The organism is Burkholderia sp. KL41 (genome assembly GCF_057005415.2).
In genome coordinates this window covers 3,005,204-3,031,665 of record NZ_CM174447.1, presented here as the reverse complement: position 1 = coordinate 3,031,665, position 26,462 = coordinate 3,005,204, and the positions used below count along the sequence as shown (strand labels likewise).

General features: G+C 68.6%; 26 protein-coding genes and 2 pseudogenes. 15 read left to right on the top strand and 13 right to left on the bottom strand.

What is annotated here, in order from left to right:
• The first annotated feature begins 426 nt into the window (after positions 1-426).
• Positions 427-2,430: a cyclic di-GMP phosphodiesterase gene (gene pdeR, locus PQB87_RS30935; protein WP_489243209.1), complete on the top strand. Its 2,004-nt coding sequence runs from the start codon at positions 427-429 to the stop codon at positions 2,428-2,430.
• 45 nt (positions 2,431-2,475) lie between these two features.
• Here pdeR and PQB87_RS30930 read toward each other — a convergent pair whose 3' ends face one another.
• Positions 2,476-3,339: a crotonase/enoyl-CoA hydratase family protein gene (locus PQB87_RS30930; protein WP_021161677.1), complete on the bottom strand. Its 864-nt coding sequence runs from the start codon at positions 3,337-3,339 to the stop codon at positions 2,476-2,478.
• A gap of 539 nt (positions 3,340-3,878) precedes the next feature.
• Between PQB87_RS30930 and PQB87_RS30925 the strand changes: the two are divergent.
• Positions 3,879-4,864: pseudogene (locus PQB87_RS30925) on the top strand (hypothetical protein).
• Here PQB87_RS30925 and PQB87_RS30920 read toward each other — a convergent pair.
• Positions 4,852-5,010 (bottom strand): hypothetical protein, encoded by a 159-nt coding sequence (locus PQB87_RS30920; protein WP_155637249.1) that lies wholly within the window; start codon positions 5,008-5,010, stop codon positions 4,852-4,854. The pseudogene PQB87_RS30925 and the gene PQB87_RS30920 sit on opposite strands and share 13 nt — an antisense overlap.
• 198 nt (positions 5,011-5,208) lie before the next feature.
• Between PQB87_RS30920 and PQB87_RS30915 the strand changes: the two genes are divergently transcribed.
• On the top strand, positions 5,209-7,092 hold the full coding sequence (locus PQB87_RS30915; protein WP_489244310.1) for a DUF3857 domain-containing transglutaminase family protein: 1,884 nt from the start codon (positions 5,209-5,211) through the stop codon (positions 7,090-7,092).
• A 63-nt stretch (positions 7,093-7,155) separates the two neighbouring features.
• Positions 7,156-7,323 carry a hypothetical protein gene (locus tag PQB87_RS30910; protein ID WP_181522981.1) on the top strand — a complete coding sequence of 56 codons (168 nt, stop codon included), beginning with the start codon at positions 7,156-7,158 and terminating at the stop codon, positions 7,321-7,323.
• Between the two features lie 115 nt (positions 7,324-7,438).
• Here the strand turns inward: PQB87_RS30910 and PQB87_RS30905 are convergent, their stop codons facing one another.
• Positions 7,439-8,488 carry an AraC family transcriptional regulator gene (locus PQB87_RS30905; RefSeq protein ID WP_174393306.1) on the bottom strand — a complete coding sequence of 350 codons (1,050 nt, stop codon included), beginning with the start codon at positions 8,486-8,488 and terminating at the stop codon, positions 7,439-7,441.
• A 70-nt stretch (positions 8,489-8,558) separates the two neighbouring features.
• Between PQB87_RS30905 and PQB87_RS30900 the strand changes: the two genes are divergently transcribed.
• Positions 8,559-9,761, top strand: coding sequence for an MFS transporter (locus PQB87_RS30900; RefSeq protein ID WP_301863328.1), 1,203 nt, complete (start codon positions 8,559-8,561; stop codon positions 9,759-9,761).
• Between the two features lie 67 nt (positions 9,762-9,828).
• Here the strand turns inward: PQB87_RS30900 and PQB87_RS30895 are convergent, their stop codons facing one another.
• Positions 9,829-10,707: an aldo/keto reductase family oxidoreductase gene (locus tag PQB87_RS30895; protein WP_059488999.1), complete on the bottom strand. Its 879-nt coding sequence runs from the start codon at positions 10,705-10,707 to the stop codon at positions 9,829-9,831.
• Between the two features lie 95 nt (positions 10,708-10,802).
• Between PQB87_RS30895 and PQB87_RS30890 the strand changes: the two genes are divergently transcribed.
• Positions 10,803-11,702, top strand: a complete 900-nt coding sequence (locus tag PQB87_RS30890; RefSeq protein ID WP_059857390.1) for a LysR family transcriptional regulator — start codon at positions 10,803-10,805, stop codon at positions 11,700-11,702.
• Positions 11,703-11,739: 37 nt separating this feature from the next.
• On the opposite strand, the pseudogene PQB87_RS30885 reads toward PQB87_RS30890, so the two are convergent.
• Positions 11,740-11,895: pseudogene (locus PQB87_RS30885) on the bottom strand (transcriptional regulator); the annotation flags it as partial.
• A 144-nt stretch (positions 11,896-12,039) separates the two neighbouring features.
• On the opposite strand from PQB87_RS30885, the gene PQB87_RS30880 reads away from it, so the two are divergent.
• Positions 12,040-12,435 (top strand): hypothetical protein, encoded by a 396-nt coding sequence (locus PQB87_RS30880; protein ID WP_489243208.1) that lies wholly within the window; start codon positions 12,040-12,042, stop codon positions 12,433-12,435.
• A gap of 15 nt (positions 12,436-12,450) precedes the next feature.
• Complete coding sequence (locus tag PQB87_RS30875) at positions 12,451-12,792, top strand: hypothetical protein (RefSeq protein ID WP_196483172.1); 342 nt, start codon at positions 12,451-12,453, stop codon at positions 12,790-12,792.
• 66 nt (positions 12,793-12,858) lie between these two features.
• Here the strand turns inward: PQB87_RS30875 and PQB87_RS30870 are convergent, their stop codons facing one another.
• Together PQB87_RS30870 and PQB87_RS30865 are read right to left on the bottom strand one after the other, a co-directional pair.
• Positions 12,859-13,620 carry an isocitrate lyase/PEP mutase family protein gene (locus tag PQB87_RS30870; RefSeq protein WP_153490016.1) on the bottom strand — a complete coding sequence of 254 codons (762 nt, stop codon included), beginning with the start codon at positions 13,618-13,620 and terminating at the stop codon, positions 12,859-12,861.
• Positions 13,617-14,663, bottom strand: coding sequence for a saccharopine dehydrogenase family protein (locus tag PQB87_RS30865; RefSeq protein WP_301863329.1), 1,047 nt, complete (start codon positions 14,661-14,663; stop codon positions 13,617-13,619). Before PQB87_RS30865 ends, PQB87_RS30870 begins: the two co-directional genes overlap by 4 nt.
• A gap of 117 nt (positions 14,664-14,780) precedes the next feature.
• On the opposite strand from PQB87_RS30865, the gene PQB87_RS30860 reads away from it, so the two are divergent.
• Positions 14,781-15,392: a TetR/AcrR family transcriptional regulator gene (locus tag PQB87_RS30860; protein WP_059624172.1), complete on the top strand. Its 612-nt coding sequence runs from the start codon at positions 14,781-14,783 to the stop codon at positions 15,390-15,392.
• Positions 15,393-15,410: 18 nt separating this feature from the next.
• Here the strand turns inward: PQB87_RS30860 and PQB87_RS30855 are convergent, their stop codons facing one another.
• Positions 15,411-15,878: a MarR family winged helix-turn-helix transcriptional regulator gene (locus PQB87_RS30855; RefSeq protein ID WP_060331711.1), complete on the bottom strand. Its 468-nt coding sequence runs from the start codon at positions 15,876-15,878 to the stop codon at positions 15,411-15,413.
• Between the two features lie 81 nt (positions 15,879-15,959).
• Here PQB87_RS30855 and PQB87_RS30850 point away from each other — a divergent pair, with 81 nt between their 5' ends.
• Both PQB87_RS30850 and PQB87_RS30845 read left to right on the top strand, forming a co-directional pair.
• Positions 15,960-16,328 (top strand): hypothetical protein, encoded by a 369-nt coding sequence (locus PQB87_RS30850; RefSeq protein ID WP_060208321.1) that lies wholly within the window; start codon positions 15,960-15,962, stop codon positions 16,326-16,328.
• 88 nt (positions 16,329-16,416) lie between these two features.
• The gene (locus PQB87_RS30845; RefSeq protein WP_059494557.1) at positions 16,417-17,034 is read left to right on the top strand and encodes a glutathione S-transferase family protein; all 618 of its coding nucleotides are present in this window, start codon (positions 16,417-16,419) and stop codon (positions 17,032-17,034) included.
• Between the two features lie 108 nt (positions 17,035-17,142).
• Here PQB87_RS30845 and PQB87_RS30840 read toward each other — a convergent pair whose 3' ends face one another.
• The 4 genes from PQB87_RS30840 to PQB87_RS30825 form a co-directional block, all read right to left on the bottom strand.
• Complete coding sequence (locus PQB87_RS30840; protein WP_489243207.1) at positions 17,143-17,865, bottom strand: HAD family hydrolase; 723 nt, start codon at positions 17,863-17,865, stop codon at positions 17,143-17,145.
• 23 nt (positions 17,866-17,888) lie between these two features.
• Positions 17,889-18,860, bottom strand: a complete 972-nt coding sequence (locus tag PQB87_RS30835; protein WP_489243206.1) for an ornithine cyclodeaminase family protein — start codon at positions 18,858-18,860, stop codon at positions 17,889-17,891.
• Positions 18,861-18,969: 109 nt separating this feature from the next.
• Positions 18,970-20,100 carry a DSD1 family PLP-dependent enzyme gene (locus PQB87_RS30830; RefSeq protein ID WP_233342633.1) on the bottom strand — a complete coding sequence of 377 codons (1,131 nt, stop codon included), beginning with the start codon at positions 20,098-20,100 and terminating at the stop codon, positions 18,970-18,972.
• Between the two features lie 131 nt (positions 20,101-20,231).
• Positions 20,232-21,158 (bottom strand): LysR family transcriptional regulator, encoded by a 927-nt coding sequence (locus PQB87_RS30825; RefSeq protein ID WP_104767397.1) that lies wholly within the window; start codon positions 21,156-21,158, stop codon positions 20,232-20,234.
• A 230-nt stretch (positions 21,159-21,388) separates the two neighbouring features.
• Here PQB87_RS30825 and PQB87_RS30820 point away from each other — a divergent pair, with 230 nt between their 5' ends.
• The gene (locus tag PQB87_RS30820; RefSeq protein ID WP_060064914.1) at positions 21,389-22,243 is read left to right on the top strand and encodes a hypothetical protein; all 855 of its coding nucleotides are present in this window, start codon (positions 21,389-21,391) and stop codon (positions 22,241-22,243) included.
• Between the two features lie 27 nt (positions 22,244-22,270).
• Here the strand turns inward: PQB87_RS30820 and PQB87_RS30815 are convergent, their stop codons facing one another.
• Positions 22,271-23,185 (bottom strand): NAD(P)/FAD-dependent oxidoreductase, encoded by a 915-nt coding sequence (locus tag PQB87_RS30815; protein WP_489243205.1) that lies wholly within the window; start codon positions 23,183-23,185, stop codon positions 22,271-22,273.
• A gap of 139 nt (positions 23,186-23,324) precedes the next feature.
• On the opposite strand from PQB87_RS30815, the gene PQB87_RS30810 reads away from it, so the two are divergent.
• From PQB87_RS30810 to PQB87_RS30800, 3 genes are all read left to right on the top strand, one after another.
• Positions 23,325-23,765 (top strand): Rrf2 family transcriptional regulator, encoded by a 441-nt coding sequence (locus tag PQB87_RS30810; protein WP_042974024.1) that lies wholly within the window; start codon positions 23,325-23,327, stop codon positions 23,763-23,765.
• A gap of 250 nt (positions 23,766-24,015) precedes the next feature.
• A complete protein-coding gene (locus PQB87_RS30805) occupies positions 24,016-24,624 on the top strand; it encodes a DUF2760 domain-containing protein (protein WP_111939038.1) in 609 nt (202 codons plus the stop codon).
• The gene (locus PQB87_RS30800) at positions 24,621-26,462 is read left to right on the top strand and encodes an Hsp70 family protein (protein ID WP_048020397.1); all 1,842 of its coding nucleotides are present in this window, start codon (positions 24,621-24,623) and stop codon (positions 26,460-26,462) included. Before PQB87_RS30805 ends, PQB87_RS30800 begins: the two co-directional genes overlap by 4 nt.

Here is a 26,462-nt window from a genome sequence, read left to right as displayed (position 1 = left end):
CTGCCGCCACGATCCCGCCGCATCGCTGTCGCCGTACTCCGGAATCGGCCGCAAACGCCCGCCTGGCGGGCGTTCAGCCTGTCGTGCCACGCGCGTTCCACACCGCCGCACCCGCGTTCAGGCGGGCTGCCAATCATGAAAAATCCGGCTTGCCAATCGAGTCCCAATTCCTTGACACTCCGCTCTAAATGTGAGTGCCATTCTCGATCGTCATTTGATAAGATGGCTCTCATCATTCGTTAGGCACAACCTGCGCGCATCATGCGCGAACGCCGGGTCGCATTAGCTGGAAACAAGTACGGGACGAGGCCCATCATCACGGCAACCACGGTTGCCCTTCCGGGAGCGCGCTGCGCGGCCCGGAAGGGCGGCCGGCCGACTCGCCTCCGTCTACACTGTGCGTTTTTTCTGGATCGGGGCGTCTCCATGGATGACGAAAACGATAGCGCGGTGCTCGAGGCGCACGTCGGTACGCGCAGCCCCTGCTGGCGTCTCGGCAGCGACAGCAATGCACTCGAACTGGCGGCCGTCCGCGGCCTGACCAACGTCGCCGTCGCGCTGACGGCCGAACAGGCCGCGAGCATCCGCGCGCTGACCGGCGTCACGTCGCACCTCGTGCTCGACATCGCGCTGTTCGGCGAATCGGTCAGGCTCCATCTCGTCGGCCGGAAGGTCGACACGACCAACTGGGCCGGCACGGCCTCCGCCTATTCCGATGCCGAGTCCGTCGCGGTCGATCTCGCGCACGGGCTCGCGTTTGCCGAGCAGGTCGTGTCGGAGGTGAACTCGCTCGTCGTGATCCTCGACCGCAACGGGATGGTGCAGCGCTTCAACCGCCTGTGCGAGGAAGTGACGGGCAAGCGCGAGGTCGACGTGATCGGCCGCAGCGCGTTCGAGCTGTTCATGAGCCCGGAGCAGGGCGCGCAGTCGCGCAGCAACATCACCGGCTTTTTCGCGAGCAACCACTCGTTCGCGGTCGAGCGCTACATCAATACGGTCAACGGGCCGCGCCTGTTCCAGTTCCGCAACAAGTTCGTCCAGAGCGGCAGCGGGGTCGACGAGCAGTTCCTGATCTGCTCGGGCATCGACATCACCGAGGAGCGCAGCGCGCAGCAGCGGCTCACCGAACTCGCGAACACCGACGTGCTCACCGGGCTGCCGAACCGCCATGCGATCAACGAGCGCATCCACGCGGCGATCGCCGCCGAAACCGCCGCGACGCGCGGGCAGGTCGGCATCCTGTTCCTCGATCTCGACAACTTCAAGCGCGTCAACGATCACTACGGGCACATCACCGGCGACCGGCTGCTGCAGGACGTGTCGGCGATCATCAGCGGCTGCCTGCCGTCCGGCGCGACGCTCGCGCGGCTCGGCGGCGACGAATTCCTCGTGCTGTTCGAGCACGGCACGCGGCCGCTGCTCGAAGCGACCGCGCAGATCATCCTCGAGCGGCTGCGCACGCCGATCCATCTCGGGCTGATGGAGGTCTACACGAGCTGCTCGATCGGCATCGCGATGCATCCGCAGCACGGCGACTCGCTCGAGACGCTGATCCGCAGCGCGGATACCGCGATGTACGTCGCGAAGGAAGAGGGCAAGCATACGTACCGCGTGTTCTCGCTGGAGATGAACCAGAAGGTCGCGAAGTACATGTGGCTCGACACGAACCTGCGCAAGGCGCTCGAAGAGGAGCAGTTCGTGCTGCACTACCAGCCGGTCGTCGATATCGCGACCGGCGACGTGCATGGCGTCGAGGCGCTGATCCGCTGGCAGTCGCCCGATCGCGGGCTCGTCGCGCCGATCGAATTCATCCGCTTCGCGGAGGAGTCGGGCCTGATCGCGCCGCTCGGGCGCTGGGTGATGCGCACCGCAGCCGCGCAGGCCGCCGCGTGGAAGGCGAAGGGGCTCGCTATCCGGATCGCGGTGAACGTGTCCGCGCGGCAGTTGCAGGACATGAACATCGTGCACCAGATGGCGTCGATCCTCGACGCCGCGGGGCTGAAGCCCGGCCTGCTCGACATCGAGCTGACGGAGAGCTGCTTCATCGAGGACGAGGATTCCGCCAACGGGCTGATGCGGCAGTTCCGCCAGCTCGGCGCGGAGATCCATCTCGACGATTTCGGCACCGGTTATTCGTCGCTGTCGCAGTTGTCGCGCCTGCCGCTCGACGCGATCAAGCTCGACCGCAGCTTCATCACGGCCATCGACCGCAATCCGCGCTCGCAGGCGCTGGTGCGCTCGGTCGTGTCGCTCGCGAAGGCGCTGAATTTCGCGGTGATCGCCGAAGGTGTCGAAACGCATGCGGAAGCCGAGTTCCTCAAGCAGCTCGACGTCGATCACGCGCAGGGCTACTACTACGCGCGCCCGATGCCGGCACAGGCGTTCGAGGCGTGGCTCGCGGAGACGAGAAAGCTCAGGCTGATCGCCTGAGCTCCGTTCATGAAAGGGCGCCGCCCGCAAGCGGCGCCCGTCGCACTACACCGTGCGCAGCTTCGACACGCGCCGGTTCTGCAGCATCACGAGGCGTTCCATGTACGCGAGATCCTTCGGCTCGATCGTGAACGCCGCATGCACCCATGCTTCCGTGATGTCCATCAGCTCGGAGCGCGACAGCTGGAACACCCGCTCGCGTGCCCGCAGCATCGCGCGCACGCCGTTCAGCTTCGGCTTCGTCACGTCGATGAAGGTACGCGTCGCGAGATACGCGTCACCCGCGTCGAACGTCTGGTCGATCAGGCCGCGATCCTCGTACCACTCGGATGCGTGCGCTTCGCCGGTCGCGATCAGTTGCTCCGCGAGGCCCCGATCGGCCTTGCGCGCGACGAGCGAATAGCCGCCCATGCCCGGGAACAGGTTGAACGCGATCTCGGGGAACCCGAGCTTCACGCCCTTCTGCGCGAGCACGTAGTGATGCGCGAGCGCGGCCTCGAAGCCGCCGCCGAGCGCGCTGCCCTCGACCATCGCGATCGAGATCGCCCCGGTGCCGAAGCCCGTGTAGATCTCGTACACGCCGTCGATGCACGAGCGCGCGTAGGCCATCAGCAGGTCGCGCTTGCCGCTGCGGATCGCATCGACGAAGAAGCTCAGGTCGCCGCCGACGTTGAACAGCTCGGGGACGAGCGAGCCCGTCACCCAGAAGTCGAACGGCAGGCCCGAGTCGCGTGCGACGCGTGCGAGATGGATGATGTCGGTAACGAGTTGCTGGTTGAAGCACGGCCGCGGCTCCGATCGCAGCATCATCCACATGACATTACGTCCTTCTTCGTAAAAGGCAGTCAGTTGCGTGAGTTCGCCGGCTTCATAAAACGGGCGGCACGCGGGATGGGATTGGAGTTGCATGGTATGTCCTCGAGAGATGTGGTTTTTGAAGACCGTCGCGCCCGGTGCCGAGCGGGAGACGGGTTCCCGCAGGGCGCCGGGCGCGAGGCATCGCCATTGTTGCGCGCGCACAAAAGTCGAATTGCGGGGAACAACGCACGAACGGGGCGCAAGGGTCGATCGCGCCCGGGGCGCGCGGGGAAGGTGGCGGCGAGCGGGGCGGGCCGGTATCGGGCGGTATGACGTGTGGGGCCGGCTGGCGCGGGAAGGCGGCCGGCAAGGTCGCCGTGAAGGTCGCCGTGAAGATCGCCGTGAAGGTCGCCACGAAGATCACCGCGAAGATCACCGCGAAGGTCGCCGGGGCAGGTTCGTCGTGTTGCGCGAGTGCGTGCGGGCGGACGATCCGGCGCGTGGCTGCCGGCGTCGTTCGTTTACACGCCGATTGCGGTGCCGGGCCGCCGGGCGACCCCTGTGGAGGATGTGGACTGGCGCCGCGCCGGTGCGTCGATCAGTCTTGAGGATCACGCAGCGCGTGGCACCGGGCGTTCCGGGAGGGGGCCATGACCGCCTTCCGGAAGGTGCGGCAATTGCTCGTCGGCAAGCCGCTCGCCCCCTCGATCCGCACACGCGGCATGCGATCGCCGTGACGCCGCTGCTGGCCTGGGTCGGGCTCGGCGCCGACGGCCTGTCGTCGTCGTGCTACGGCCCGGAGGAGGCGTTCCTCGCGCTGGCGCACCACACGCCGCTCGCGCTGTTCCTCGCACTCGCGACGGCGGCCACCGTGTTCATCATTGCGCTCGGTTACAACCGGGGGATCGCGCTGTTTCCGACGGGTGGCGGCTATCGCGTCGCGACGTCGCTGTTCGTGACGAGTGCGTGTGCCTCACGATCAACCGCCACTACGCGTACACGCGCGCAGCTCGCCAAGGAGGACGAACTGTTCTCGGGCAAGCCGCCCGAAGTCGACGAGGCGGCCGCGCCGGGCAAGCCCGATCCGTCGCAACCGGCTGCCGTGCCGCTGGTCGGCAAGCATCGCGGCGCGAGCATGCGCGTGCTGCTGTGGGTCAACCGGCTGTTTCCCGGGCACTTCCGCAACGTGATCGTCCTCGCGGTCGGCGAGGTCGATGTGAAGGCATACGATGGGCACGAACATCTCGAACAGCTGCGTCGCGCGATCACCGAAGCGCTCGGCTACGATGTCGCGCATCGCCGTCGCAGCGGCATCGCGGCTAACTACCGGATCGCGTTCGGCACGAACCCCGTCGTCGAATTCATGAACCTCGCGTCGTCGACGCTCGACGAGCACCCGAACGCCGTGTGCTTCGCGAGCAAGCTGATCTTCCGTCGCGTGAATTTCCTCCCGGCCTGGCTGCACAACCAGACGCCGGTCGAGTTGCAGGCGCGCCTGCACGTCGACGGCAAGCAGATGGTGCTGCTGCCGATGAACGTCGGTCGGCGGGACGGGCAGCCGCGTTGCACGCCCGCGTGGACGCGACGCGGCAAGCGCCGCCGGCGACTGCCCCTTGGCGGCCGTCAGGGCCGATGATGCCGATGCGGACGGCTCGGCCGCCGCAGCAGCGGATGATGGAATCTGGCTCTTGCGCGGTCGCGCCCCGGGCGCTTGAAGAAGAACAGCGCGGCGAGTGCGGCGAATGCCAGCAGGACGACGCCTTCCACGATTGCGCTTTCCATGGTGCCTCCCGGCCGCGCGCGATGACACATCGATGACTCATTGTAGGTCGGCCAGCGCCGGCTTGACGCGTGCGGATGCGTCGCCCACACTGGCCGGCACGAGGGCCGCGCGCGTGATCTTGCCCGCCGCGCGGCCGCGTTTTCCGAACCGCGACGAGGTGCGATGTGGTGCGCTTTTCTGTCGGCCTGGCCGGCTGGATGTTGGCATGTGCTGTTGCGCTCGGCGCATCGCATGCGGCCGGTGCGGGCCCGGGCACGAACGTGGCCGCCGACGCGGCCGACACGGTCGGCACAGCGCCCGTCACGCTCGTCAGCGACGTCCACGAATTCGTGATCCAGCACGACGGTTCGCTCGACGAGCACGACGATTCGACGCTGCGCGCGAACAACGCGAACGGCATCGATGCCGTCGCGCAGCGCTACGTGTGGTTCGACAAGAATCTCGAGAAGGTGGAGCTGCTCGCGGCCGAGACGATCGACCGCGACGGTGTCGCGCATCCGGTCGGCGTGGACGGCATCCGCGACGTGCAGGAACCGCGCTCGGCCGGCGCGCCGACGTTCCAGGACGGGCTGTTGCGCACCGTCGTGTTTCCCGGCGTCGAAGCCGGGTCGAGCACGCGCGTGTCGTTCCGCAAGACCCGCACGAAGCCCGTCAACCGCGGCTACTTCGGCTACACCGTGGAGCCGTCGCGCGAGCCGGTCGACAACCAGCGGCTGATCTTCGACCTGCCGGCCGACATGCCGCTGTACGCGGATGCGCGCGGCTACGTCGCGCTGCCGCCGGTCACCGCGAACGGCCGCACGCGCTACGAATTCGACTACCGGCACGGCCCGTACGACCGCATCGAGAACGGCGCGGTCGGCTACGCGACCTACGGCGACCGGCTCGTCGTGTCGACGCTGCCCGACTATGCGGCGTTCGCCGCGCGCTACCGCAACGCGGCCGTCGATCCGGGCACGGCCGATCCGGCCGTGACGCAACTGGCGCGCACGCTGACCGCGGGCGCCGCCGATCCGCGCGACAAGGCGCGCATCCTGTACGACTGGGTGCAGGCGAACGTGCGCTACGTCGGGCTGTTTCTCGGCGAAACGGCTGCCGCGCCGCATCGCGTCACCGACATCCTGCGCAACCGCTACGGCGACTGCAAGGATCATGTCGCGCTGTTCGGCGCGCTGCTCGCGGCGGTCGGCATCCGCAGCGAACCGGTGCTGATCAATCTCGGGTCCGTCTACACGCTGCCGTCGGTGCCCGGTTACGGCGGCGGGGCGATCAATCACGCGATCACGTGGCTGCCCGACCTCGCCCGCTATGCGGATACGACGACGGCCGGCATCGCGTTCGGCTATCTGCCGCCCATCGTGATGGATCGCCCCGCGCTGCTCGTCGATACGGGCGTGCTGTCACGCACCCCGGCCACGCAGCCGCGCGGCCGCGTCGCGCGCGTCGAAATCGATGCGGCCGGGCCGGGCGCCACGCATTTCCACGCGTACATCGAGGATGACGGCTGGACGGCCGAACTCGAACGCAACCTGTTTCGCCGCGCGACACCCGACGCCATCGTCCAGCTCGCGAACAACCGTCTGCGGCAAAGCGGCTTGCGCGGCCGCGCGCAACTGTCGACCAGCGACCGGCGCGTGACCGACGGGCCGTTCGACGTGACGCTTTCCGGCACGCTCGATCATTTCGTATGGCCCGACGGCACGACCGCGTTGCCCGCGCTGTCGAGCCTGACGGGCGGCATCGGGACGCAGGTCGAGAGCTGGCTGGCCGAACCCGTGCGCACGCAGCCGTGGGGCTGTATCGGCGGCACGTTCGACGAGACCGGCCAGATCGCGCTGCCGGCCGACGTCGCGGTGACCGACCTGCCGGCCGATACGGCCGTGCACGACCGCTTCGTCGACTTCACGTCGCATTACGTATTCGACGCGGCCGCGCATGTCGTGCAGGTCTCGCGGCGGATGACGGCGGATTTCGGCCGCCAGGTGTGTACGCCGGACGAATTCACGGCGTTGCGCGCGTCGCTCGAACGCATCGAGCGCGACACGCAGGCGCAGATCGTCGTGCGGGCGAAAGGGCGCTGAACGTTGATCGGGCAGGGGACGTGAGCGCGTGGAGACCATTGGTCGACGCGCAGGAGGGACATCATGACGGAACGGGATCACGAGATCGCCGATCTCTCGAAGGAATTGCTGGGCCGGATCGTGCAAGGCACCGTTGCCGGCGGCGCGGTGGTGGATGCGGAGCAGTGCGCGGCGCTTGCCGTGCAGTGCGCGACGGCGCTGGTCGACAGGCTGGAAGCGCGCAGCGACTGAGCGCGGCAATCACGCGTGGCGGCAATTCGGGTGGCAATTCGGGCGGCAATTCGGGCGACGGCCGGCGGCCGCGGCCGGCATCACGCGCGATACATGGCGCGTGACACGTCGCGCGTTACGCTTCGACGCGCGCCTCGCCGTCCGCACGCACGGCGCCCGGCGGCTTGCCCACCACGCGCTTGAACGCGCGGCTGAACGCGGCGAGCGAGCCGTAGCCGAGCCGGTACGCGACGGCCTCGATCGTCTCGTGGTCGCGCGTGATCCATTGCGCGGCGAGCCGCATCCGCAGCTCGGTCAGGTAGCGCACGGGCGTCATCCCGGTGGCCGCGAGAAAGCGTTCGGCGAACACCGAACGTGACACGCCCGCTTCGGTGGCGAGTTCCGCCACGCTCCAGTTGCGGCCCGGATCGCGATGCAGCGCGACGATCGCGCGGCCGAGCTTCGGTTCGCGCAGCGCCTGCACCCAGCCCGTCGCGTCGCCGCAGCCGCATTCGACCCAGCCGCGCACGATGAACGCCGCGACCACGTCCGCGAGCCGCGCGAGGATGCCGGCGAAGCCCGCGCGCGCCGAGCAGGATTCGCGCTCCATCGCATCGAGCATCGGGCGGATTTCCGGGTAGCGCGCGAGCAGCGTGCCGACGTGCATGAACTCGGGCATCGTGCCGACGAGCGGCTGCATGCCGCCGAGATCGAGCTCCATGCACGCGCTGAAGATCAGCGCGTCGCCGGCACCCGGCTCGGTCGTCGCGCAGCTTGCCGGCGACGCGCCCGCCGATGCCACCGACGCCACCGTATCGCAGATCTTCGCGACCTCGAAGCCGTTGATCTCGCGGCACGGCGCATCGGGGTCGGAGACCAGCGCGTGCATGCCGCCGTGCGGCAGCAGGATCGCGTCGCCGGCTTCGAGCCGCATCGTCTCGCCGTTCGCGTCGCGCAGCAGCACGGGCCCGCGCCCGACGAAATGGAACTGCGCGCGGCCCGGCGCATCGCCGAAACTCAGCCCGAACGGCCGCGCCACCTGGATGCGGCGGTACTGGACGCCGCTCAGGCGCATCCCCAGCAGCAGTTCGCTGACGAGGTCGTGTACGTCGGACGCGGACGAAGGCAAGGGCTCGGACATGGCGAGATTCGGACGATCGATCAACAAGAGCGGATTGTATGTCATAGACCGTCCTGCCGTGGTTCCTTACGATACGCCGTCATCGGTATTTTCCCTAAACGACACGGAACGACGCATGAATCCCGGAATTTCCTCTGTCGCCGCGACGGCGGCCCCCCGCGAACCGGCCTGGGGCGCGGTATTTGCGATGGCGCTCGGCGTGTTCGGGCTCGTCACGGCCGAATTCCTGCCCGCGAGCCTGCTGACGCCGATGGCCGAGAGCCTCGGCGTGACCGAAGGCGTCGCCGGGCAGGCCGTCACGGCCACCGCGACGGTGGCGCTCGTCACGAGCCTCCTGATCTCCGCGGTGACGCGCACGATCGACCGGCGGCGCGTGCTGCTCGCGTTTTCGGTGTTGCTCGTCGCGTCGAATCTCGCGGTCACGTTCGCGACCAGCCTGACGATGCTGCTGATCGGCCGCGTCGTGCTCGGCGTCGCGCTGGGCGGCTTCTGGACGATGGCGACGGCCACCACGATGCGGCTCGTGCCGACGGCGATGGTGCCGCGTGCGCTGTCGATCATCTTCAGCGGCGTGGCAGTCGCGACGATCGCGTCCGCGCCGATGGGCAGCTACTTCGGTCACCTGATCGGCTGGCGCAACGTGTTCCTGATCGCGGGCGCGCTCGGCGGCATCGCGTTCGTGTCGCAGCTCGTCACGCTGCCGTCGCTGCCGCCGAGCGGCACGACGCGGCTGCGGACGCTGATCGACGTGCTGCGCCGGCCGACCGTCGGCCTCGGGATGTTCGCGACGATCCTCGTGTTCACCGGGCACTTCGCGTTCTTCACGTATCTGCGGCCGTTCCTCGAACAGGTCGCGGGCGTCGGCGTGAACGGCCTGTCGGCGATCCTGCTCGGCTACGGTATCGCCAACTTCGTCGGTACGTCGCTCGCGGGCCGCGTGCTCGAACACCGGCTGCGGCCGATGCTGATCGCGATGCCCGCGCTGATGGTCGTGCTCGCCGTCGCGCTCGTCGCGCTCGGCCGCGCACCGATGATCGATGCGGTGCTCGTCGCGTTGTGGGGGATGGCCTTCGGCGGCGTGCCGGTCGCGTGGTCGACCTGGGTCACGCGTACCGTGCCCGATGAAGCCGAAAGCGCGGGCGGGCTGATCGTCGCGGCGATCCAGCTCGCCATCGCGACGGGGGCGGCGGCCGGCGGCGTCGTGTTCGACGCGAACGGCGCGGCTGGCGTGTTCGTGGGCGCGGCCGTCGTGCTGGCCGTCGCGGTCGCGGCGATCGTGACGGGCGTGCCGAAGCGGGTCGGCGTCGCCACGTCCTGACCGGCCGGCAGGCCGGCACGGTGGCGCGGTGGTGCAGGCACGCCGGCGGCCGTCCGCCCGTCGGGCGTCAGGCGGTGCCGGCGCCTGCGATGCGGTCGAGGTCCGCGAGCGCATCGTCCGGCAGCACGAGGCCGGCCGCCGCGAGGTTCTCGCGCAGATGCGCGACCGACGACGTGCCGGGAATCAGCAGGATGTTCGGCGCGCGACGCAGCAGCCACGCGAGCGCGACCTGCATCGGCGTCGCGCCGACGCGCGCCGCCACGTCGGACAGTGTCGACGACTGCAGCGGCGAGAAGCCGCCGAGCGGAAAGTACGGCACATAGGCGATGCCGTCGCGGGCGAGCGCGTCGATCAGCGCGTCGTCGCCGCGATGGGCGACGTTGTAGTGGTTCTGCACGCATACGATGTCGCAAATCCGCCGGCCCTGCGCGACCTGCGCGGGCGTGACGTTGCTCAGGCCGACGTGGCGGACGAGCCCGCGCCGCTGCAGGTCGGCGAGCGTGCTCAGCGGCGCCTCGATCGATCCTTCTGCCGGCCCGTGCGGGTCGAACATGATGCGCAGGTTGACGACGTCGAGCACGTCGACACCGAGGTTGCGCAGGTTGTCGTGTACGGCCCGTTCGAGTTCGGCGGGCGCGAAGGCGGGCAGCCACGATGCGTCGTCGCCGCGTCGCGCGCCGATCTTGGTGACGATCACGAGATCGTCGCGATACGGATGCAATGCTTCGCGAATCAGCCGGTTGGTCACGTGCGGGCCGTAGAAATCGCTGGTGTCGATATGGTCGACGCCGGACGCGACGGCTTCGCGCAATACGTTCAGGGCGGCATCGCGGTCCTTCGGCGGGCCGAATACGCCCGGTCCCGCGAGCTGCATCGCGCCGTAGCCGATGCGTTTGACGTGGCGATCGCCGAGCCGGAAGGCGGCGGTGTGTCGGATGTCGGACATGACTGTGCTCCTGTCGAAAGTGCGCCCAGCATAGGCATTGGCCGTCTGCGCGATAAGCCGTCATAATCCGCACGGGTTGTACGAAAAGGCGAACAATGCAAACCGATCTGGGCGACCTGAATGCGTTCATGGCAGTGGCGCGCGCCAGCGGCTTTCGCGACGCCGCGCGCATGACGGGCCTGAGCGCGTCGGGGCTGAGCGAGGCCGTGCGCCGGCTGGAAGCACGACTGGGCGTGCGCCTGCTGCACCGCACGACGCGCAGCGTCGTGCTCACCGAGGCCGGCGAGCGGCTGCTTCTGCGCCTCGGGCCCGCGCTCACCGAAGTGGAAGCGGCGCTCGACGGGGTCGGCGAATTCCGGGACAAGCCGGCCGGCACGCTGAAGCTCAACGTGCCGGTCAGCGCGGCCCGGCTCGTGCTGCCCGCGATCGTGCCGCGTTTCCTCGATGCGTACCCGGATATCCGGCTCGAAGTGATCGCCGACGAGAACTTCGTCGACGTGCTGGCGGCCGGGTGCGACGCCGGCATCCGCTATGACGAACGGCTCGAACAGGACATGATCGCGGTACCGATCGGCCCGCGCGTCCAGCGCTTCGCGACCGCGGCCGCGCCCGGTTATCTCGACCGTCATGGCCGGCCGCGTCACCCGCGCGATTTGCTCGACCATCGCTGCGTGCGCGGACGCTTCGCGAGCGGCGCGATGCCGCCGTGGGAGTTCGAGCGCGACGGCGAGGTCGTGCGGGTCGAGCCGGCCCCCGGGCCGCTGCTGGTGCAAATCGGCGGCGCGACGGACCTGATGGTCGACGCGGCGATCGCCGGCACCGGGATCGTCCATCTGTTCGAAGACTGGCTGCGCCCGCATATGGACAGCGGTGCGCTCGAGCCTGTGCTCGAACCGTGGTGGCGACCGTTTTCGGGGCCGTTTCTCTACTACCCGGGGCACCGCCTCGTGCCGCCGGCGCTGCGCGCGTTCATCGATTTCGTCAAGGCATCCTGAGTTTCGAAGGTGTCGCGCGTGCGCCGGATGCCCTCGCTCAGCGCATCGGCGCGTGTGCGTCGAGCAACTGCCGGTGGCGCGCGTCGGTTGCGTCGTCGGCGGGGAACATGCATTCCATGCGCAATTCCTGCGCGGCGGCGCTTTGCGGCGTACCCACCGTCGTGACCAGCGAGAAGTAGCGCAGCAGTGACCCGTGTTGGCGCCCGCAGCCGGAAGTGCGGGCGCTCGTGGTCCGGCAAAGAGGGCGCGGCGAACGCATTGGCCGTTCGCATGCGCAGCACGATGGGCTCCCTGGACTTTTTCACATGGCAACTGCGTTCGTGGAGTGCCCGGTTCTATGAAGAAGGCAATCGATTTTCACTATCTGAGGCCGTTGTACGGCTGCTTGTTCATCATGACCGATGACGAGCTGGACAATTTCTACATCAACTCCGATGACGGCAGGGCGTGGTTGCTCCGGCAGATGAAGACCCGGTTCGGGCTATACGGCGCTGAATCCCGGGCGCGTGTCGTCGACGCACTGGAGTATGTGCTGGCTTCGGGTTCATGGCTGGCGCACTGGCGTGGCATCGTGCCGCACGCGATTCCGCTGGACGACGTGACGGACAAGGAGAAATATGTTCGCGATCTTTTTCAGGCGCTGGCCGGAAGGGCGCCCGATCCCACGTTCGACGTTCGTGCGATCGAACTCGTGGACGACATCGGGCCTGACGGAATCAACGTCCGCAAATAGCGAGGCAACCGACGAATGAGCGCGACAGAACGCGAAATGAAGAAGGAAAACGAAACGATCGGGTTGTCCGGCGACGAGGCGTTGCGTGTACTCACGGAGATCGAATACATCCTCATTTCGTTGCGCAATATCGGCCGCTACTATCACGCTGGCCCGGCGGCAGCCGCAGGCCCGGATCAGGAGTATGCGCGGGAGACCAACCGGTTCATCGACGAGGGCGGCGTGACCCGGCGGCTGGCCGAGGTCAGAAAGATCATCACCGGGAAATTCGACCTGTCGCTCGGCGCCGACGACATGGATGACGTCGAGCGAGCGATGGCGCGTGTCAAGGTCTGGGAGAAACCCGGCGACCTGTGATGGTCGTCGTCGTGTACGGCCAGCATCGCCGTGCCGGCCACCCCCTGTACCAAGGGACAACGCGCGTCAGCCGCCTTGCCTGACCATCTCCGCCAGCGTCTTCATCGCCTGCAGGTACGGATACGGCCCGTGACTGATGCGGGCCACGCCGTAGTCCGCGAGTTCGGCCAATGTCGGCGTTTCCGCGACGCGCATCACGTTCACCGGCAGCGGCGATGCGGCCGTCAGCGCGCGAATGAGCGCCGGCGAGCGCAGCCCGGGCACGAAAAGCCCGTCGGCGCCGGCCGCCGCGTATGCGCGTGCGCGGGCCAGCGTGGCATCGAGCAGGCGCTCGTCGTGCGTGTCGGCCGGCGCCTTGAAGAACACGTCGGTGCGCGCGTTGATGAAGTAGTCGGCGCCCGCGCGATCGGCAGCCTGCCGTGCTGCCGCGAGACGCGCTGCGGCGGCTTCGACGTCACGCAATTCGCCCGTCGCCGGAAAGCTGTCCTCGAGGTTGCAGCCGATCGCGCCGGCGTCGATGCTGAGCGCGATCGTTGCGGCGACATCTTCCGGCCGCTCGCCGTACCCGCTTTCGAGATCGACGGTGACGGGCAGGTCGGTGGCGCGCGTGATGCGCTCGAGCACCTCCATCATGAGCGCGCGCGGCATCTGCTCGCCGTCGACGAACCCGTTGGCCGCCGCGACCGACCAGCTGCCGGTTGCCAGCGCGACGGCGCCCGCGTCGGCCGCCGTGCGCGCGCTGCCGGCGTCCCACACGTTGAATAGCGCCAGCGGCTGGCCCGCGCGGTGAAGCGACCGGAAATACGCGCCTTTCTCGTTGCTGCTCATGTTTGTGTCTCCTTGTGGAAAACCGGGTCGGTCGTCGTGCCGAACGATACTGCCACCGAATCGAGCGCCGCGAGAAAATCGCGTGCGTCGAACAGTTCGCCGAGGCTGCGCACGCCGCCTGACACCACGGTGTGGCCCGTCATCAGGCGCACGGCGGCCTCGACGATGATCGGTGCGCTGACCGCATAGATGTCGCGCCCGGACGCGGTCGCGCGGTGCGTCGTGCCGCCCTGCACGACGATCGCGTCCATCGCGAACTGCTGCGCCGAGCGGCCCAGCGTGTCGGTCGGCTCGGGCGGCGGCGTGGCGGCATCGCGCACGTCGCGCAGCGCGAGCGTCGCGAGCCACGATTCGATCGTGTCGATGCGCAGGTGGCGCGAGAGCGTCATCACTTCTGAAAACGGCAGCAGCGTGACGTCGACCCGGCCGATCGGCGGCGGGAACGGCCATGCGCGTTCGCGTGCGGTCGACGGCACCGGCGTCGGCTTTCCGTCCTTCTGCACGAGCCGTACCGCGCGGTTGCGTTCGCCCGTCACGCGCGTGCCGCGCGTCGGGTGCCAGCGGTCGAGCCCGGTCGCGATATCGACGCGCTCGATCGGCAGGTTCCTGTCCACGACGGCCGTGACGAGCAGATCGGCCAGGCCGCCGTAGAACGCCGCGGCCGGCACGACGGTCACGCCCGCGGCGCGTGCCCGGGCATCGCAGTGTTCGGCCAGCGCCAGCACCGACGGCTGCTCGGCCGTCAGGTCGAGATAGGGGATGCCGGCCCGCAGTGCGGCATCGGCCAGCGGCAGCGCGGTATCGAGATACGGCCCCGCGCAGTTGATCACGGTATCCGCGCCGCGCAGCGCGGTGTCGAGCGCGGCCGGATCGTCGATTGCGGCGACGCGCGCGAGCGACGCTTCGCCGCCGCCTTCCGCGAGCCGCGCCGCATCGCGGCCGATGCGGATCGCGCGCAGGCCGCGCCGTGCCAGTTCGGCGACGACAAACCGCCCGGTATGACCCGTGGCGCCATAGACTGCAACCGTCATTCGATCGTCCATGATCAACTCCGATACAGAACGGTCTGTTTTATAGTACAGACCTGTATCGTCGTCAATCCCGCGGTGCTATGATCGGCTCACTGTTGCGGCAAGGGCGGCCAGCACGGCCGGGTCGGGATGAAAAAGGAAACAGGTACACCAGGGAACGCGCCCGATACGCGCGAACGCATTCTGCAAACGGCCAGCGAGTTGTTCTACCGGGAGGGTACGCGCGCGGTCGGCGTGGACCTGATCGTCGCGCAGGCGGGTGTGGCGAAGACGAGCCTCTATCGTCACTTCGCGACGAAGGACGACCTGATCGAAGCGTTCCTGCTGCGCGAGGACGCCGATTTCTGGGCGCATTGGGATGCGGTGGCCGCGCGGTACCGGCGCACGCCGCGCGAGGAACTGGATGCGCAGCTGCAATGGATCGGTGAACGCATCGCGCGCCCCGGCTATCGCGGTTGCCCGCAGATCAACATCGCCGCCGAATACGCGGACGGCAATCATCCGGCCCGCAAGGTGGCCGTCGCGCACAAGCAGGAGCTGCGGCGCCGGCTGACCGAACTGGCGGGCGCGATGGGCGTCGACGAACCGGAAACCTTCGCCCTGCGGCTCGCGACCGTCATCGACGGCGCGCTGAGCAGCGGGCAGGCGCTGCATGCGCACGGGCCCGTGGCCTTCCTGCAGGAATTCGCCCGACTGCTGTCGCCGAAGAAGGGCCGGAAGCCGGCCGGCCTGCCGCGGTAAGTCGCGCGCCGGTTCCGTTCAGTCGCGTGCGGCCGGATCGACGGACAGCACACGCAACTGGCCGCGCAACTGATCGACTTCTCCCGGTGCGAACGGCCGTTCGATCTCGGCATGCGTCTGCTGCCACAGCGGAAATGCCTCGGCCAGCAGGTCGTGGCCGGCCTGCGTCAGTTCGAGCAGACGGCTGCGCCGGTCGTCCGGGTCCTGCGCGATCGTGACGAGGCCGCGCCGCTCGAGCGGTTTGAGCGCGGCCGTGAGCGTGGTGCGATCCATCGCGAGCAGCGAGGCGACCGATTTCATCGGCGCCGGCTGCGGCCGGTTCAGCGACATCAGCAGCGAAAACTGGCCGTTGGTGAGGTCCAGCGGGCGCAGCACATCGTCGAAGATCCGCGCAAGATTACGCGCCGCGCGCTGCATGTGCAGGCACAGGCAGCAATCGCGCACCATCAGCGTCGTTTCGAAAGGGAGCTTTTCTTTTCGTGCCATGTTGCAATTGTGTTGATATCAACCTATCGTGTCAAGGTCGAGGCGCGGCAGTCCGTCGTGCCCGTCACCGGAGGAGGCGGCATGAGTGCTCAACAGCAGTTGTATCTCGCGGTATTTCTCGGCGCCAAGGATAGCCCGGCCATGAAGGCCTGGCTGGCGCTGCCGGATGACGAGCGGCGCACCCGCGAGCGCGACGGCATCGCCGCGTGGCATGCATGGGTCGACCGCAATCGCGACGCGATCGTCGAGATGGGCGGGCCGCTCGGCAAGACGAAGACGATCGATGCGGCCGGCGTCACCGACACGGCGAACGCGATGAGCGGCTTTACCGTCGTGCGGGCGGCGTCGCACGACGCGGCGGCCGCCCTGTTCGAAGGCCATCCGCATTTCACGCTGTTCCCGGGCGTGGCGATCGACGTGATGCCGGTGCTGGCGATTCCCGGCGCGTAAACGAGACGAGCGAGGCCAGGCGTTGCGGATCGGCGAGGCGCCGTGGCCGGCATGCGGAAATTTCCGACATTCTGGATGGAGACTGGCGATGAAGCTTTACGGATTTGCCGGCACCCGCTCGCAACGCGCGCTGTGGGGGCTGAAGGAGCTGGATGCCGACTTCGAGTTCGTCTCGGTGAACCTGCTCCAGGGCGAGCACAAGCGGCCCGAATTCCTGCGCCTCAATCCGGCCGGCAAGGTGCCTGTGCTGGTGGACGGCGACCTCGTGATTCCCGAATCGGCCGCGATCGTGCTGTATCTCGCGGACAAGTACCCGGAGAAGGCGCTGCTGCCGGTCGATCCGGCGCTGCGCGCGCAGGCCTACCGGTGGGTGATGTTCGCGGTGACCGAGCTCGAACAGCCGCTGTGGCGGATCACGCGGCATTCGTTCCTGTATCCGCCGGAGAAGCGCTCGCCGGCCGACATCGAGCTGGCGCGCGAGGATTTCAGGACGATGGCCGCGATTCTGGACAAGCATCTGGAAGGGCGCGAGTTCATCGTCGGCGACACGCTGACGGTGGCCGATTGCGTGACGGCTTACCTGATCGACTGGGCCGGCGAGTGCAACCTGATCGAATCGTTCCCGCAGCTGCGGGCGTACCTCGAACGGCTGTATGCGCGGCCGAAGGCGCCGCAGCGGATCGCGGACGCGCGCAAGGCGGCGTGAGCGTGCGGCGGCCGGCCGTTCCATTTGCGCAGTGGGCGAGTGCCTGTCGGCCGCGTGTCATGGCGGTAAAGCGTCCGTCGCACACGCGGCGCACGCAGGCGCTTGCGCTCACGCTACGTCGTCAGGCCCGCCGAGCGCGCGACACAGCATCGACAGGTCGTTGAGCGTCAGGTGCGGCGCGGCGGCCTGTTGCTGCACACGTTCCGGTTCCGGATGCGTGTCGCGAACCACCCACGCTGCCTGAAGCCCCGCGTTCAACGCCCCGACGATATCGAGGTGATAGTCGTCCCCGACGTGCAGCAGTTCCGCCGGCTGCACGTCGAGCGTTTCCGCCGCCGCATGGAAGATCCCGGGCTCCGGTTTCGCGACCCCGAACGCCTGCGCGCTGAGCGTCGCACGAAAGTATTCGCCGCCGCCGGTCATCCGGAGATCGGCGTTGCCGTTGGTCACCGCGATCAACGGAAACCGCGCGCTCAGCCACGCGAGCGCCGGCAACGCATCGTCATAGAATTCGACCCGGTTGCGCGCGGCAAAGAACGCCGCGTACGCGTGCTCGGCGAGCGCGACATCCTCGTTCGCACGCTCCAGCGCAAGCCGGATCGATCCGATCCTCATCGCACGGAAATCGCCGGCGAGCCCGGGGCACAATCGTTCGTATTCCTCACGCAACCCGCTCAGCGACTGCTGCGTGGGCAGCACACGCGCGGTACCGGGCGCGTGCTCGATCAACCATGCGTGAAGCGCCGCTTCGGCCCGTACGACGGTCGGCCCGAACGGCCACAGGGTGTCGTCCAGGTCGAACGAGAGGGCGGAAACTTTGGCGAGACGCATGGCGGTTGACGAGAGGGTTTCGTTTACCACGGCCACGGAATGGAAATTCCGGTGCCGTTTTCGAGGGCCTGTCGATACAGGAAGCGGGCGACGGTCAGGTCCTGAAGCGCCAGCCCGGTCATGTCGAAGACGGTGATCTCGTGCGGCGCGCGGTCGACCGACGCGGTTCCGGCGAGGATGTCACCGATTTCAGTGCGTGGCAAATCCGGCGCCCACTGGCACTCGCCGATGCTGCGCGCCTGATCGTGATCGTCCACGACGATGCGCGCGCGTTCCAGCACGCCTGCCGGAAGCTCGCGCTTGCCGGCCGTGTCGGCGCCGACGCAGGTCAGGTGGGTGCCCGGCCGAACCGCATCCGCATCGAACAGCGCGCCGCCGCCCGGTGTGGCCGTGATGACCACGTCGCTATCGGCCACCGCGTCGTTCCGGTCGCGTGCCACGCCGATCGTGCATCGCTCCCGGAACGCCGATTCGAACCCCGGGTCGGGCTCGCCGCTGACGTTTACGTACCGCACCGTGCACCGTTGCGGCAGCAGCCCGAGCGCGTAGTCGAGCTGGACGCGCGCCTGCACGCCCGTGCCGAACACGCAGATTCGCGTGCTGTCGCGACGCGCGAGCAGTTGCAGCCCGAGGCCGCCGGCGGCACCGGTTCGCGCGGTGGTGATCGCATTGCCGTCCATGATGCACAGCGGGCGGCCCGTGGCCGGATCGAACAGCGCGACGGTGGCCTGATGCGGTTCGCCGCCGAGCGCCCGGTTGCCGGGCCAGAACCCGGCCGCCTTGAAGCCGAGCAGTTCCTGGCACGCGATGTCGCCCGACTTGATCCCGAATACGCCGCCCGTGTGCAGCTTCTCGCGAACCACCGGAAACACGCGCCCGGCCCGTTGACTGTGCAGCACGAAGGCTTCGCGAACTGCCGCCGTCACTTGCGCGGCCTCGAGGGCGGGTTCGACGGCATCGCGGTCGAGAAGCAGGAGTCGGGCGTCTGTCGGCATGTTCGGGCAAGCGCTTTCGGCGCAACGCAAAACGAGGGTGTTTAAATTTTGTCCAGTTTTGGACAAATAGTCAATGTATCGGTGAAACGGTGCGGGCGTGCGGTTCGGCTCACCACCCGTAGAAGCGCGGCCACGCCTGTGCGCTGCCGTCGTCGCCGATCGCCTGATACTCGGGATGTTGCGCGCCGGTGGCGCACGCGTGATTCGGCAGGATGCGCAGGCGGGTGCCGATCGGAAACCGTTGCGCGATGCCGGAGTCGGGCGCGCCCGTGCGCGACACGATCCCGTGCTCCTGGTTGGCGGCGCTCATCACGTAGTCGCCGAGCACGTCGCCGTGTTCGGTGCAGACCTGCCCGTAGCCGAAATCGCGCGCCTGACGCTGCGTGCCGCGGTCGCGGCTCATCGCCATCCAGCCTGCGTCGACGATCGCCCAGCCTTTCTCTTCCTGGTGCCCGATGACGGTGGTCAGCACCGACAGCGCGATGTCGGACAGGTCGCACACGCCGATGTTGTGCATCACGAGGTCGAACATCACGTACACGCCGGCACGCACCTCGGTGACGCCGTCGAGGTGTCGCGCCGCGAGCGCGGTGGGTGTCGAGCCGATACTCACGACCGGGCAGGGCAGCCCGGCGGCCCGGAGGCGTTCTGCCGCCTGCACGGTGCGGCTGCGCTCCTGTTCGGCGATGGCCGCCAGCGCTTCGGGCGTGCTGTATTCGTAGCTGGAGCCCGCGTGCGCCAGCACGCCGCCGAGCACCAGCCCGCCGTCGACCAGCGCGCGGCCCACGTCGATCAGCAGGCCGGCGTCGGGCGGGATCCCCGAGCGGTGGCCGTCGACGTCGACCTCGATCCACACTTCGAAGCGCTCGCCATGCGCGCGCCCGAATTCGGCGATCGCGTGTGCGGCGGGCAGGCTGTCCGTGACCAGCTTCAGGTCGCAGCCCTGCCGGCGCAGCGCGAGCGCCTGGCCGAGCTTCGCGGGCACCATGCCGACCGCGTAGACGATGTCGCGGATACCGTGCGCGAAAAACTGTTCGGCTTCCTTGAGCGTCGACACCGTGACGCCTTGCGCGCCCGCGGCGATCTGGGCATCGACGACGTGCGTGCATTTGGTGGTCTTGACGTGCGGCCGGAACCGGACGCCGAGCGCGTCCAGATGTGCCTGCATGCGGCCGATGTTGTGACGCATGCGGCCGACGTCGATCAGGGCGGCCGGGGTGTTGAGGGTTTGAAGGTCCACGATGCGTTGCCTCGGAAGGTTGCCGATGCGAACACTGTAGGGGCGTCGATGGGCCGCGTGTTTAACGCAACGCTAATACGGCATTAAACACGGTTTAATCGTCCGGATCGCGCGCCCGAGCCCGGCGCAACTCATGCCTTGCCGCGCCACGGCGGCGGGCTCAGCAACCGCGTCGCGGCTTCGAGGAATACCCGTTGCCGCGCGGAACGGCCGGTGCGCGACGGCAGCAGCGCCGTGACCGGCGCGGGCGGCAGGTGCCAGTCGGGCAGCAACCGGACGAGCCTGCCGTTCGCGAGCAGCGGAGCGACGTCCCACTCGGAGCGCTCGACGATCCCGAGCCCGGCCAGCGCCCATTCGGTGATGACGGTGCCGTCGTTGGAGGACAGCGCGCCGGTGACGCGGATCACGGCGGACCGGCGTGGGGCACCCTTGACGTCGCCGCCTGACGAGAAGCGCCATCGCGGGATGTCCTCGTCGTTCTCGCGCAGGCACAGGCAGTCGTATCGGGCCAGGTCGGACGGATGATTCAATGCCTTGATGCGACGGGCATAGGCAGGGCTCGCGCACAGAAATCGCTCGTTGGGCGCAAGCGGATAGCCGATCCACGACGACGACTTGAGGCTGCCGACGTGCACGACCACGTCGGCTCCCGACGCGCTGGTCAACGGGCTGTCCGACAGGTGGAGCGCGATGTCGAGTTTCGGGTGCGCGCGCTGCAGGTCGCGCACGATCCGCGCGACGTACTTTCGCCCGAAGCCGAGCGGGGCGACGACGCGCAGCGTGCCCTGCACGTCGCCGTGGTCGCCTGAAATGCTGACCGGCAGCGCTTCCACGCGCTCGAGAATGTCGACGGCTTCCTGGTACAGCCGTTGCCCTTCGTCGGTCAACGCGACCCCTTTCGGCTGCCGCACCGCGAGCCTGGCGTTCAGGCGCGCTTCCATCCGCTGCAGGCGGATCGTGACCGCGGGCGGCGTGAGATCGAGCAGCCGGGCGGCGGAGGCCAGCGAGCGCGACGTACCGATCGCGCGTACGAGCCGAAGGTCGTCGAGGTCGAGCATTTCGTGTCTCTTAATGTGAACGATGCAGGGCATTAAACCGCATATCACGCGTCGTAGCCATCGAGGCGGCGGCGCGGGCGACATGGCCGGTGTCGACGGCTTAAAGAACGGTCGCGTTGCGCCGATAAAGAGACGATGTCCGGCTTTCTGTGCAACGTGTCCAGACCAGCACGGTGCATGCCGTGGAAGGCCGAGACCTATTCCAACGAAAAAATGGAGCCTCTCACCTTATGAAGTCCGTCTTTACCCGTCCCCTGGCAGGCCGCCTCGCAATCGTCGTCGCGGCCGCTTCGCTCGCCGCGTGCGGCGCGACGAACCCGCTTCAACAGGCCGGCCAGGGGATCATGGGCGCGCTGACGTCCGACGCGGGCCGGACCGACGTGTCGAGCCAGAAGCCGGTCGTCCTGAAGATTCCGAACGATCCCGGCATCCAGCCACGCAAGGTCGCGCCGTATTCGACGGTCATCGTCCGCGATGTCGGCTACGACAGCCGCAGCGTGCAGGTCATCGCGAACGCGCAGTACTACCGGCTTCGCTTCGAGAACCTGACGCCCGGATCGTTCGTCGTTCATGCGCGCACGGACAACGGGGTCGCCGGGTCGGGCGTGAAGTACGACGTCAACTTCAACGTGCAGGAATCGCCGAAGGGTTATCAGGTCGCGTTTCAGCCGATGACGCGCAATGCCTATCAGCAGGGGCTGATCGGCAAGTTTCCGGTGCCGAACTTCAACGACGCGGACCTGCGCACGCAGTTGACGTCGCTGCAAATCGTCTACCGCTTCGAGGTGGATTCGCCGTACAACTCGGAATCGGTGACCGCGAACTTCATGCGTCTCGCGCGTCCGATGACCGCGCGGCAGGGCTGGGCCGATCCCGTGACGGGCAAGATCTACAGCAGCTACTTCGTGTCCACGCTGCATGGTCGCGACATGACCTATGTCACGCAGGTGTATCCGTACCACAACGGGTCGAAGGCGGTGATCACGGCGGTGATCACCGGTGTCGAAACCGCGCCGGATACGGTCGACTTCGGCGTGCTGATCAACGATGCGCGCCACATGCTCGAGAGCATCGCGAAGTCCTGATCGTGTGCCCCGGGGCTGCGCGCCGCGTCACGCGCGCAGCCCGACGATCAGCGACCGATGCGCGGCGACCCCGGCCATCACGCCCGACGCCGACGCGAACGTGGCGTTGGTCATCGGCGTCGACGCATCGCCGGCCACGAACACGCCGGCGACGCTGGTCTCTTTCCCCGCATCGACGCGCACGACAGGGCCGAGCGGTCCGTCGTCGAATGCACAGCCGAGCTGCTGCGCGAGATCGCTCGCCATTGCCGTACGTGCGCCGACGAACAGCGCATCGACCGGCACGACCTGCCCGTCGGCGAGCCGCAACGCTTCGATACGCGGCGCGTCGCCCAGGATTTCAACGACCGGCGAGCGCTCGATGCGAACGCCGCGCGCGTCGAGCAACGCGGCTTCTTCGTGGTTCGCTTCGACCACGCCCTGCGTGAACCATGTCGTCGGGCCCCAGTCCGGAATCAGGATCGCCTGGTGCACGGACAGCGGATGCGTGGCGAGCACGCCGAGCCGCCGGCCGCTCACCTCGTACCCATGGCAGTACGGACAATGCAGCACGCTGACGCCCCAGCGTTCGGCCAGCCCCGGCAGCGCGGGCAGTTCGTCGCGGATGCCGGTCGCGAGGATCAGCCGGTCGGCGCTGGCCCGGCCGCCGTCGGCCAGCGTCACGTGGAAGCGGCCGTCCGCATCGCGCTCGGCCGTGCGCACGTCGCCTGCGATCCGCTGCACGGTCGGATACGCGGCGAGTTGCGCGGCGGCTTCCTCGACGATCTGCGCGGGCGGCTTGCCGTCCTGCCCGAAAAAGCCGTGCGCGTGCGCGGCGAAGCGGTTGCGCGGCCGGCCGGCGTCGATCACGAGCACGCGGCGGCGCGCCCGCGCAAGCTGCATCGCGGCCGACAGCCCCGCAAAGCTGCCGCCGATCACGATCACTTCATGATGGTCATGCATGCACCCGCTCCTTTCCTGAACCTGCGTGAATGAAGGACGTGTTCCGATGGCGTCCAACTCATGAAACACGAGAAGTTGCATGATAGGGCGGTGGTATCATTCACGCAACTTCAAAAGTTTCGAGAGAGGGGCGCCGCCCGTGAGAACCGATAGCCGTCTGTCGCGCATGCTGCACGTGCTGATCCACATGGACCAGGCCGACGGCCCGCTGACGTCGGAGACGATCGCGACGATGCTGGGCACGAACCCGGTGGTCGTGCGACGCCTGCTCGGCGGTTTGCGCGACCACGGCTACGTGCAGTCGGAGAAGGGGCATGGCGGCGGATGGGCGCTGAGTGTCGCACTCGACGACATCACGCTGCTCGACGTCTATGGCGCGGTGGGCGAGCCGCCGCTGTTCTCCGATCTCGTCACCGACGACGAGGCCGAATGCCTGGTCGAGCAGGCCGTCAACGCGCACCTGTCGGCCACGCTGAAGGAGGCCGAGACGACGCTGCTCGCCCGCTTCGGTGAAGTCACGCTCGGCATGCTGTCGCGCGATTTCGAAGCGAAGGCGGCCCGGCGGCGCAAGCCGCGCTGACGCGCTGCAGCATCGCGGCCGGGCACGGCCGCCGTGCACGCCGGCGCGGCCGAAACCGTCGCGCCGCGATGTTCTGTCCCCCAACTTCTGCCCGGTTCGCCCGCCACAGGGCAAAATACGGGTTTTCCGCACCCGCGAGGGCGCGACCGAATCACGCGCCGGGCGGCGGCAGTGCGCAATCCGCACGCCGCCGCCGGGCGCCCAGGCAAGATCGCTCGCCGTGTCGCGAGCCCACAGGAGTCCAGACCCCATGCCCGAATCCAACCTGTCCTTCTTCGGCCGGCTGTCGCTGGCCGTCGGCACGTTCTTCTCCGTGCTCGGCAACCGCGAGTTCGCGGCCGGCGTGCTGCGCGTGCGCGACGGCGCCCCGGCGCCGGTCGCGCCGACCCCGGCCCCGGCTGCCGCGCCCGTTGCGCCGGCCCCCGCACCCGCACCCGCACCCGCACCCGTGAAGGCGCCGGCCCCCGAGCTGCGCGAAGCGAGCCCGCAGGCCGCGCTGCAACTGCTCGGCCTGCTGCAGCGCGATGCGCGCTTCATCGACTTCGTCGAGGAAGACATTGCCGGCTATGCGGACGCCGAGATCGGCGCGGCCGCGCGCCTCGTGCACGACGGCTGCCGTGCCGCGCTGCGCGAACACTTCACGATCGTGCCGGTGCGCGACGAAGCCGAAGGCAGCCGCGTGACGCTGCCGGCCGGTTTCGACGCGACGGCCGTGCGCGTGACCGGCAACGTGGTCGGCTCGGCGCCGTTCACGGGCACGGTCAGCCATCGCGGCTGGCGGGTGGCCGACGTGCGCCTGCCGAAGCTGACGGGCAGCCACGACGCCTCGGTCGTCGCACCGGCGGAGGTGGAACTGTGAGCGATCCGCGCTATTCGATCGGTATCGATCTCGGTACGACCCATTGCGCGCTGTCGTATGTCGACAGCGCCGCGAGCGACGGCGAAACCATCACGCAGCAGGTGCTGCCGATCGCGCAACTCACCGCGCCCGGCGCGCTGGAGTCGCGCGACCTGCTGCCGTCGTTCCTCTACCTGCCGCATGAAAGCGAACTCACGCAGGGCGACCTGACGCTGCCGTGGACGGCCTCGCGCGCCTTCGCCGTCGGCGAGATGGCGCGCACGCGCGGCGCCGGCACGCCGATCCGCCTCGTGTCGAGCGCGAAGAGCTGGCTGTGCCACCCGGGCGTCGATCGCCGCGCGGCGATCCTGCCGAGCGATGCGCCGCCGGAAGTGTCGCGCGTGTCGCCGCTGGAAAGCTCGATCCGCTACCTGACGCACCTGCGCGAAGCGTGGGACCACGCGCATCCCGATGCGCCGTTCGCCGACCAGGACGTGACGGTCACGATCCCCGCGTCGTTCGACCCGGCCGCGCGCGAGCTGACGGCCGAGGCCGCCCGCGCCGCCGGCTATTCGCGGATGACGCTGCTCGAGGAGCCGCAGGCCGCGCTGTACAGCTGGATCCAGAAGAGCCAGGGCGGCTGGCGCAAGCAGGTGCAGGTCGGCGACCTGATCCTGTGCGTCGACGTCGGCGGCGGCACGACCGACCTGTCGCTGATCGCGGTGGTCGAGCGCGACGGCAATCTCGAGCTGCATCGCGTGGCGGTCGGCGAGCACATCCTGCTCGGCGGCGACAACATGGACCTCGCGCTGGCGCACGTCGTCGCGCGCAAGCTCGCGCAGCAGGGCACGCAGGCCGATCCGTGGCAGCTGCGGGCGCTCACGTACGCATGCCGTTCCGCGAAGGAAACGCTGCTGTCCGATCCGTCGACCGACGCGGTGCCGCTCGTCGTGCCGAGCCGCGGCTCGAAGCTGATCGGCGGGTCGATCCGCACGGAGCTCACGCGCGCGGAACTCACGCAGACGATCCTCGAAGGCTTCTTCCCGCAGGTCGACGCAGCCGCGCGCCCGGTGAGCCGCGCACGCGTCGGCCTGACGCAGCTCGGCCTGCCGTATGCGCAGGATGCGGGCATCACGCGCCATCTCGCGGCGTTCCTCGGCCGCCAGGTCGCGGCGCTCGACTCGCTCGAGGGCCTGCAGCGCACGCTGCCGCAGGGCGCGACGTTCCTGCACCCGACTGCCGTGCTGTTCAACGGCGGCGTGTTCAAGTCGACGCTGCTCACGCAGCGCGTGCTCGATACGCTCAACAACTGGCTCGCCGCCGAAGGCGCGCCGCCCGCCCGCCTGCTCGAAGGCGCGGATCTCGATCTCGCGGTCGCGCGCGGCGCCGCGTACTACGGCTACGTGAAGCGCGGCCGTGGCGTGCGCATTCGCGGCGGCACGGCGCGTGCGTACTACGTCGCGATCGAATCGGCGATGCCCGCGGTGCCGGGGCTCGAGCCGCCGGTGCAGGCGCTGTGCGTCGCGCCGTTCGGGATGGAGGAAGGCTCGGACGCGGCGTTGCCGCCGCAGGAGTTCGGCCTCGTCGTCGGCGAACCGGTGCAGTTCCGCTTCTTCGGTTCGTCGGTGCGCCGCCAGGACCAGGTCGGTACGCTGCTCGACTACTGGTCGCCGGAAGAGCTGCAGGAGCTCGAGGAAATCCAGGCGACGCTGCCGGCCGAAGGGCGCACCGTCGGCGAGGTCGTGCCCGTGAAGCTGCATGCACGCGTGACCGAAGCCGGCACGCTCGAACTCGAGGCGATCCCGAGCGGCACGAACGAGCGCTGGAAGGTCGAGTTCGACGTGCGCGGCGCCGCCTGA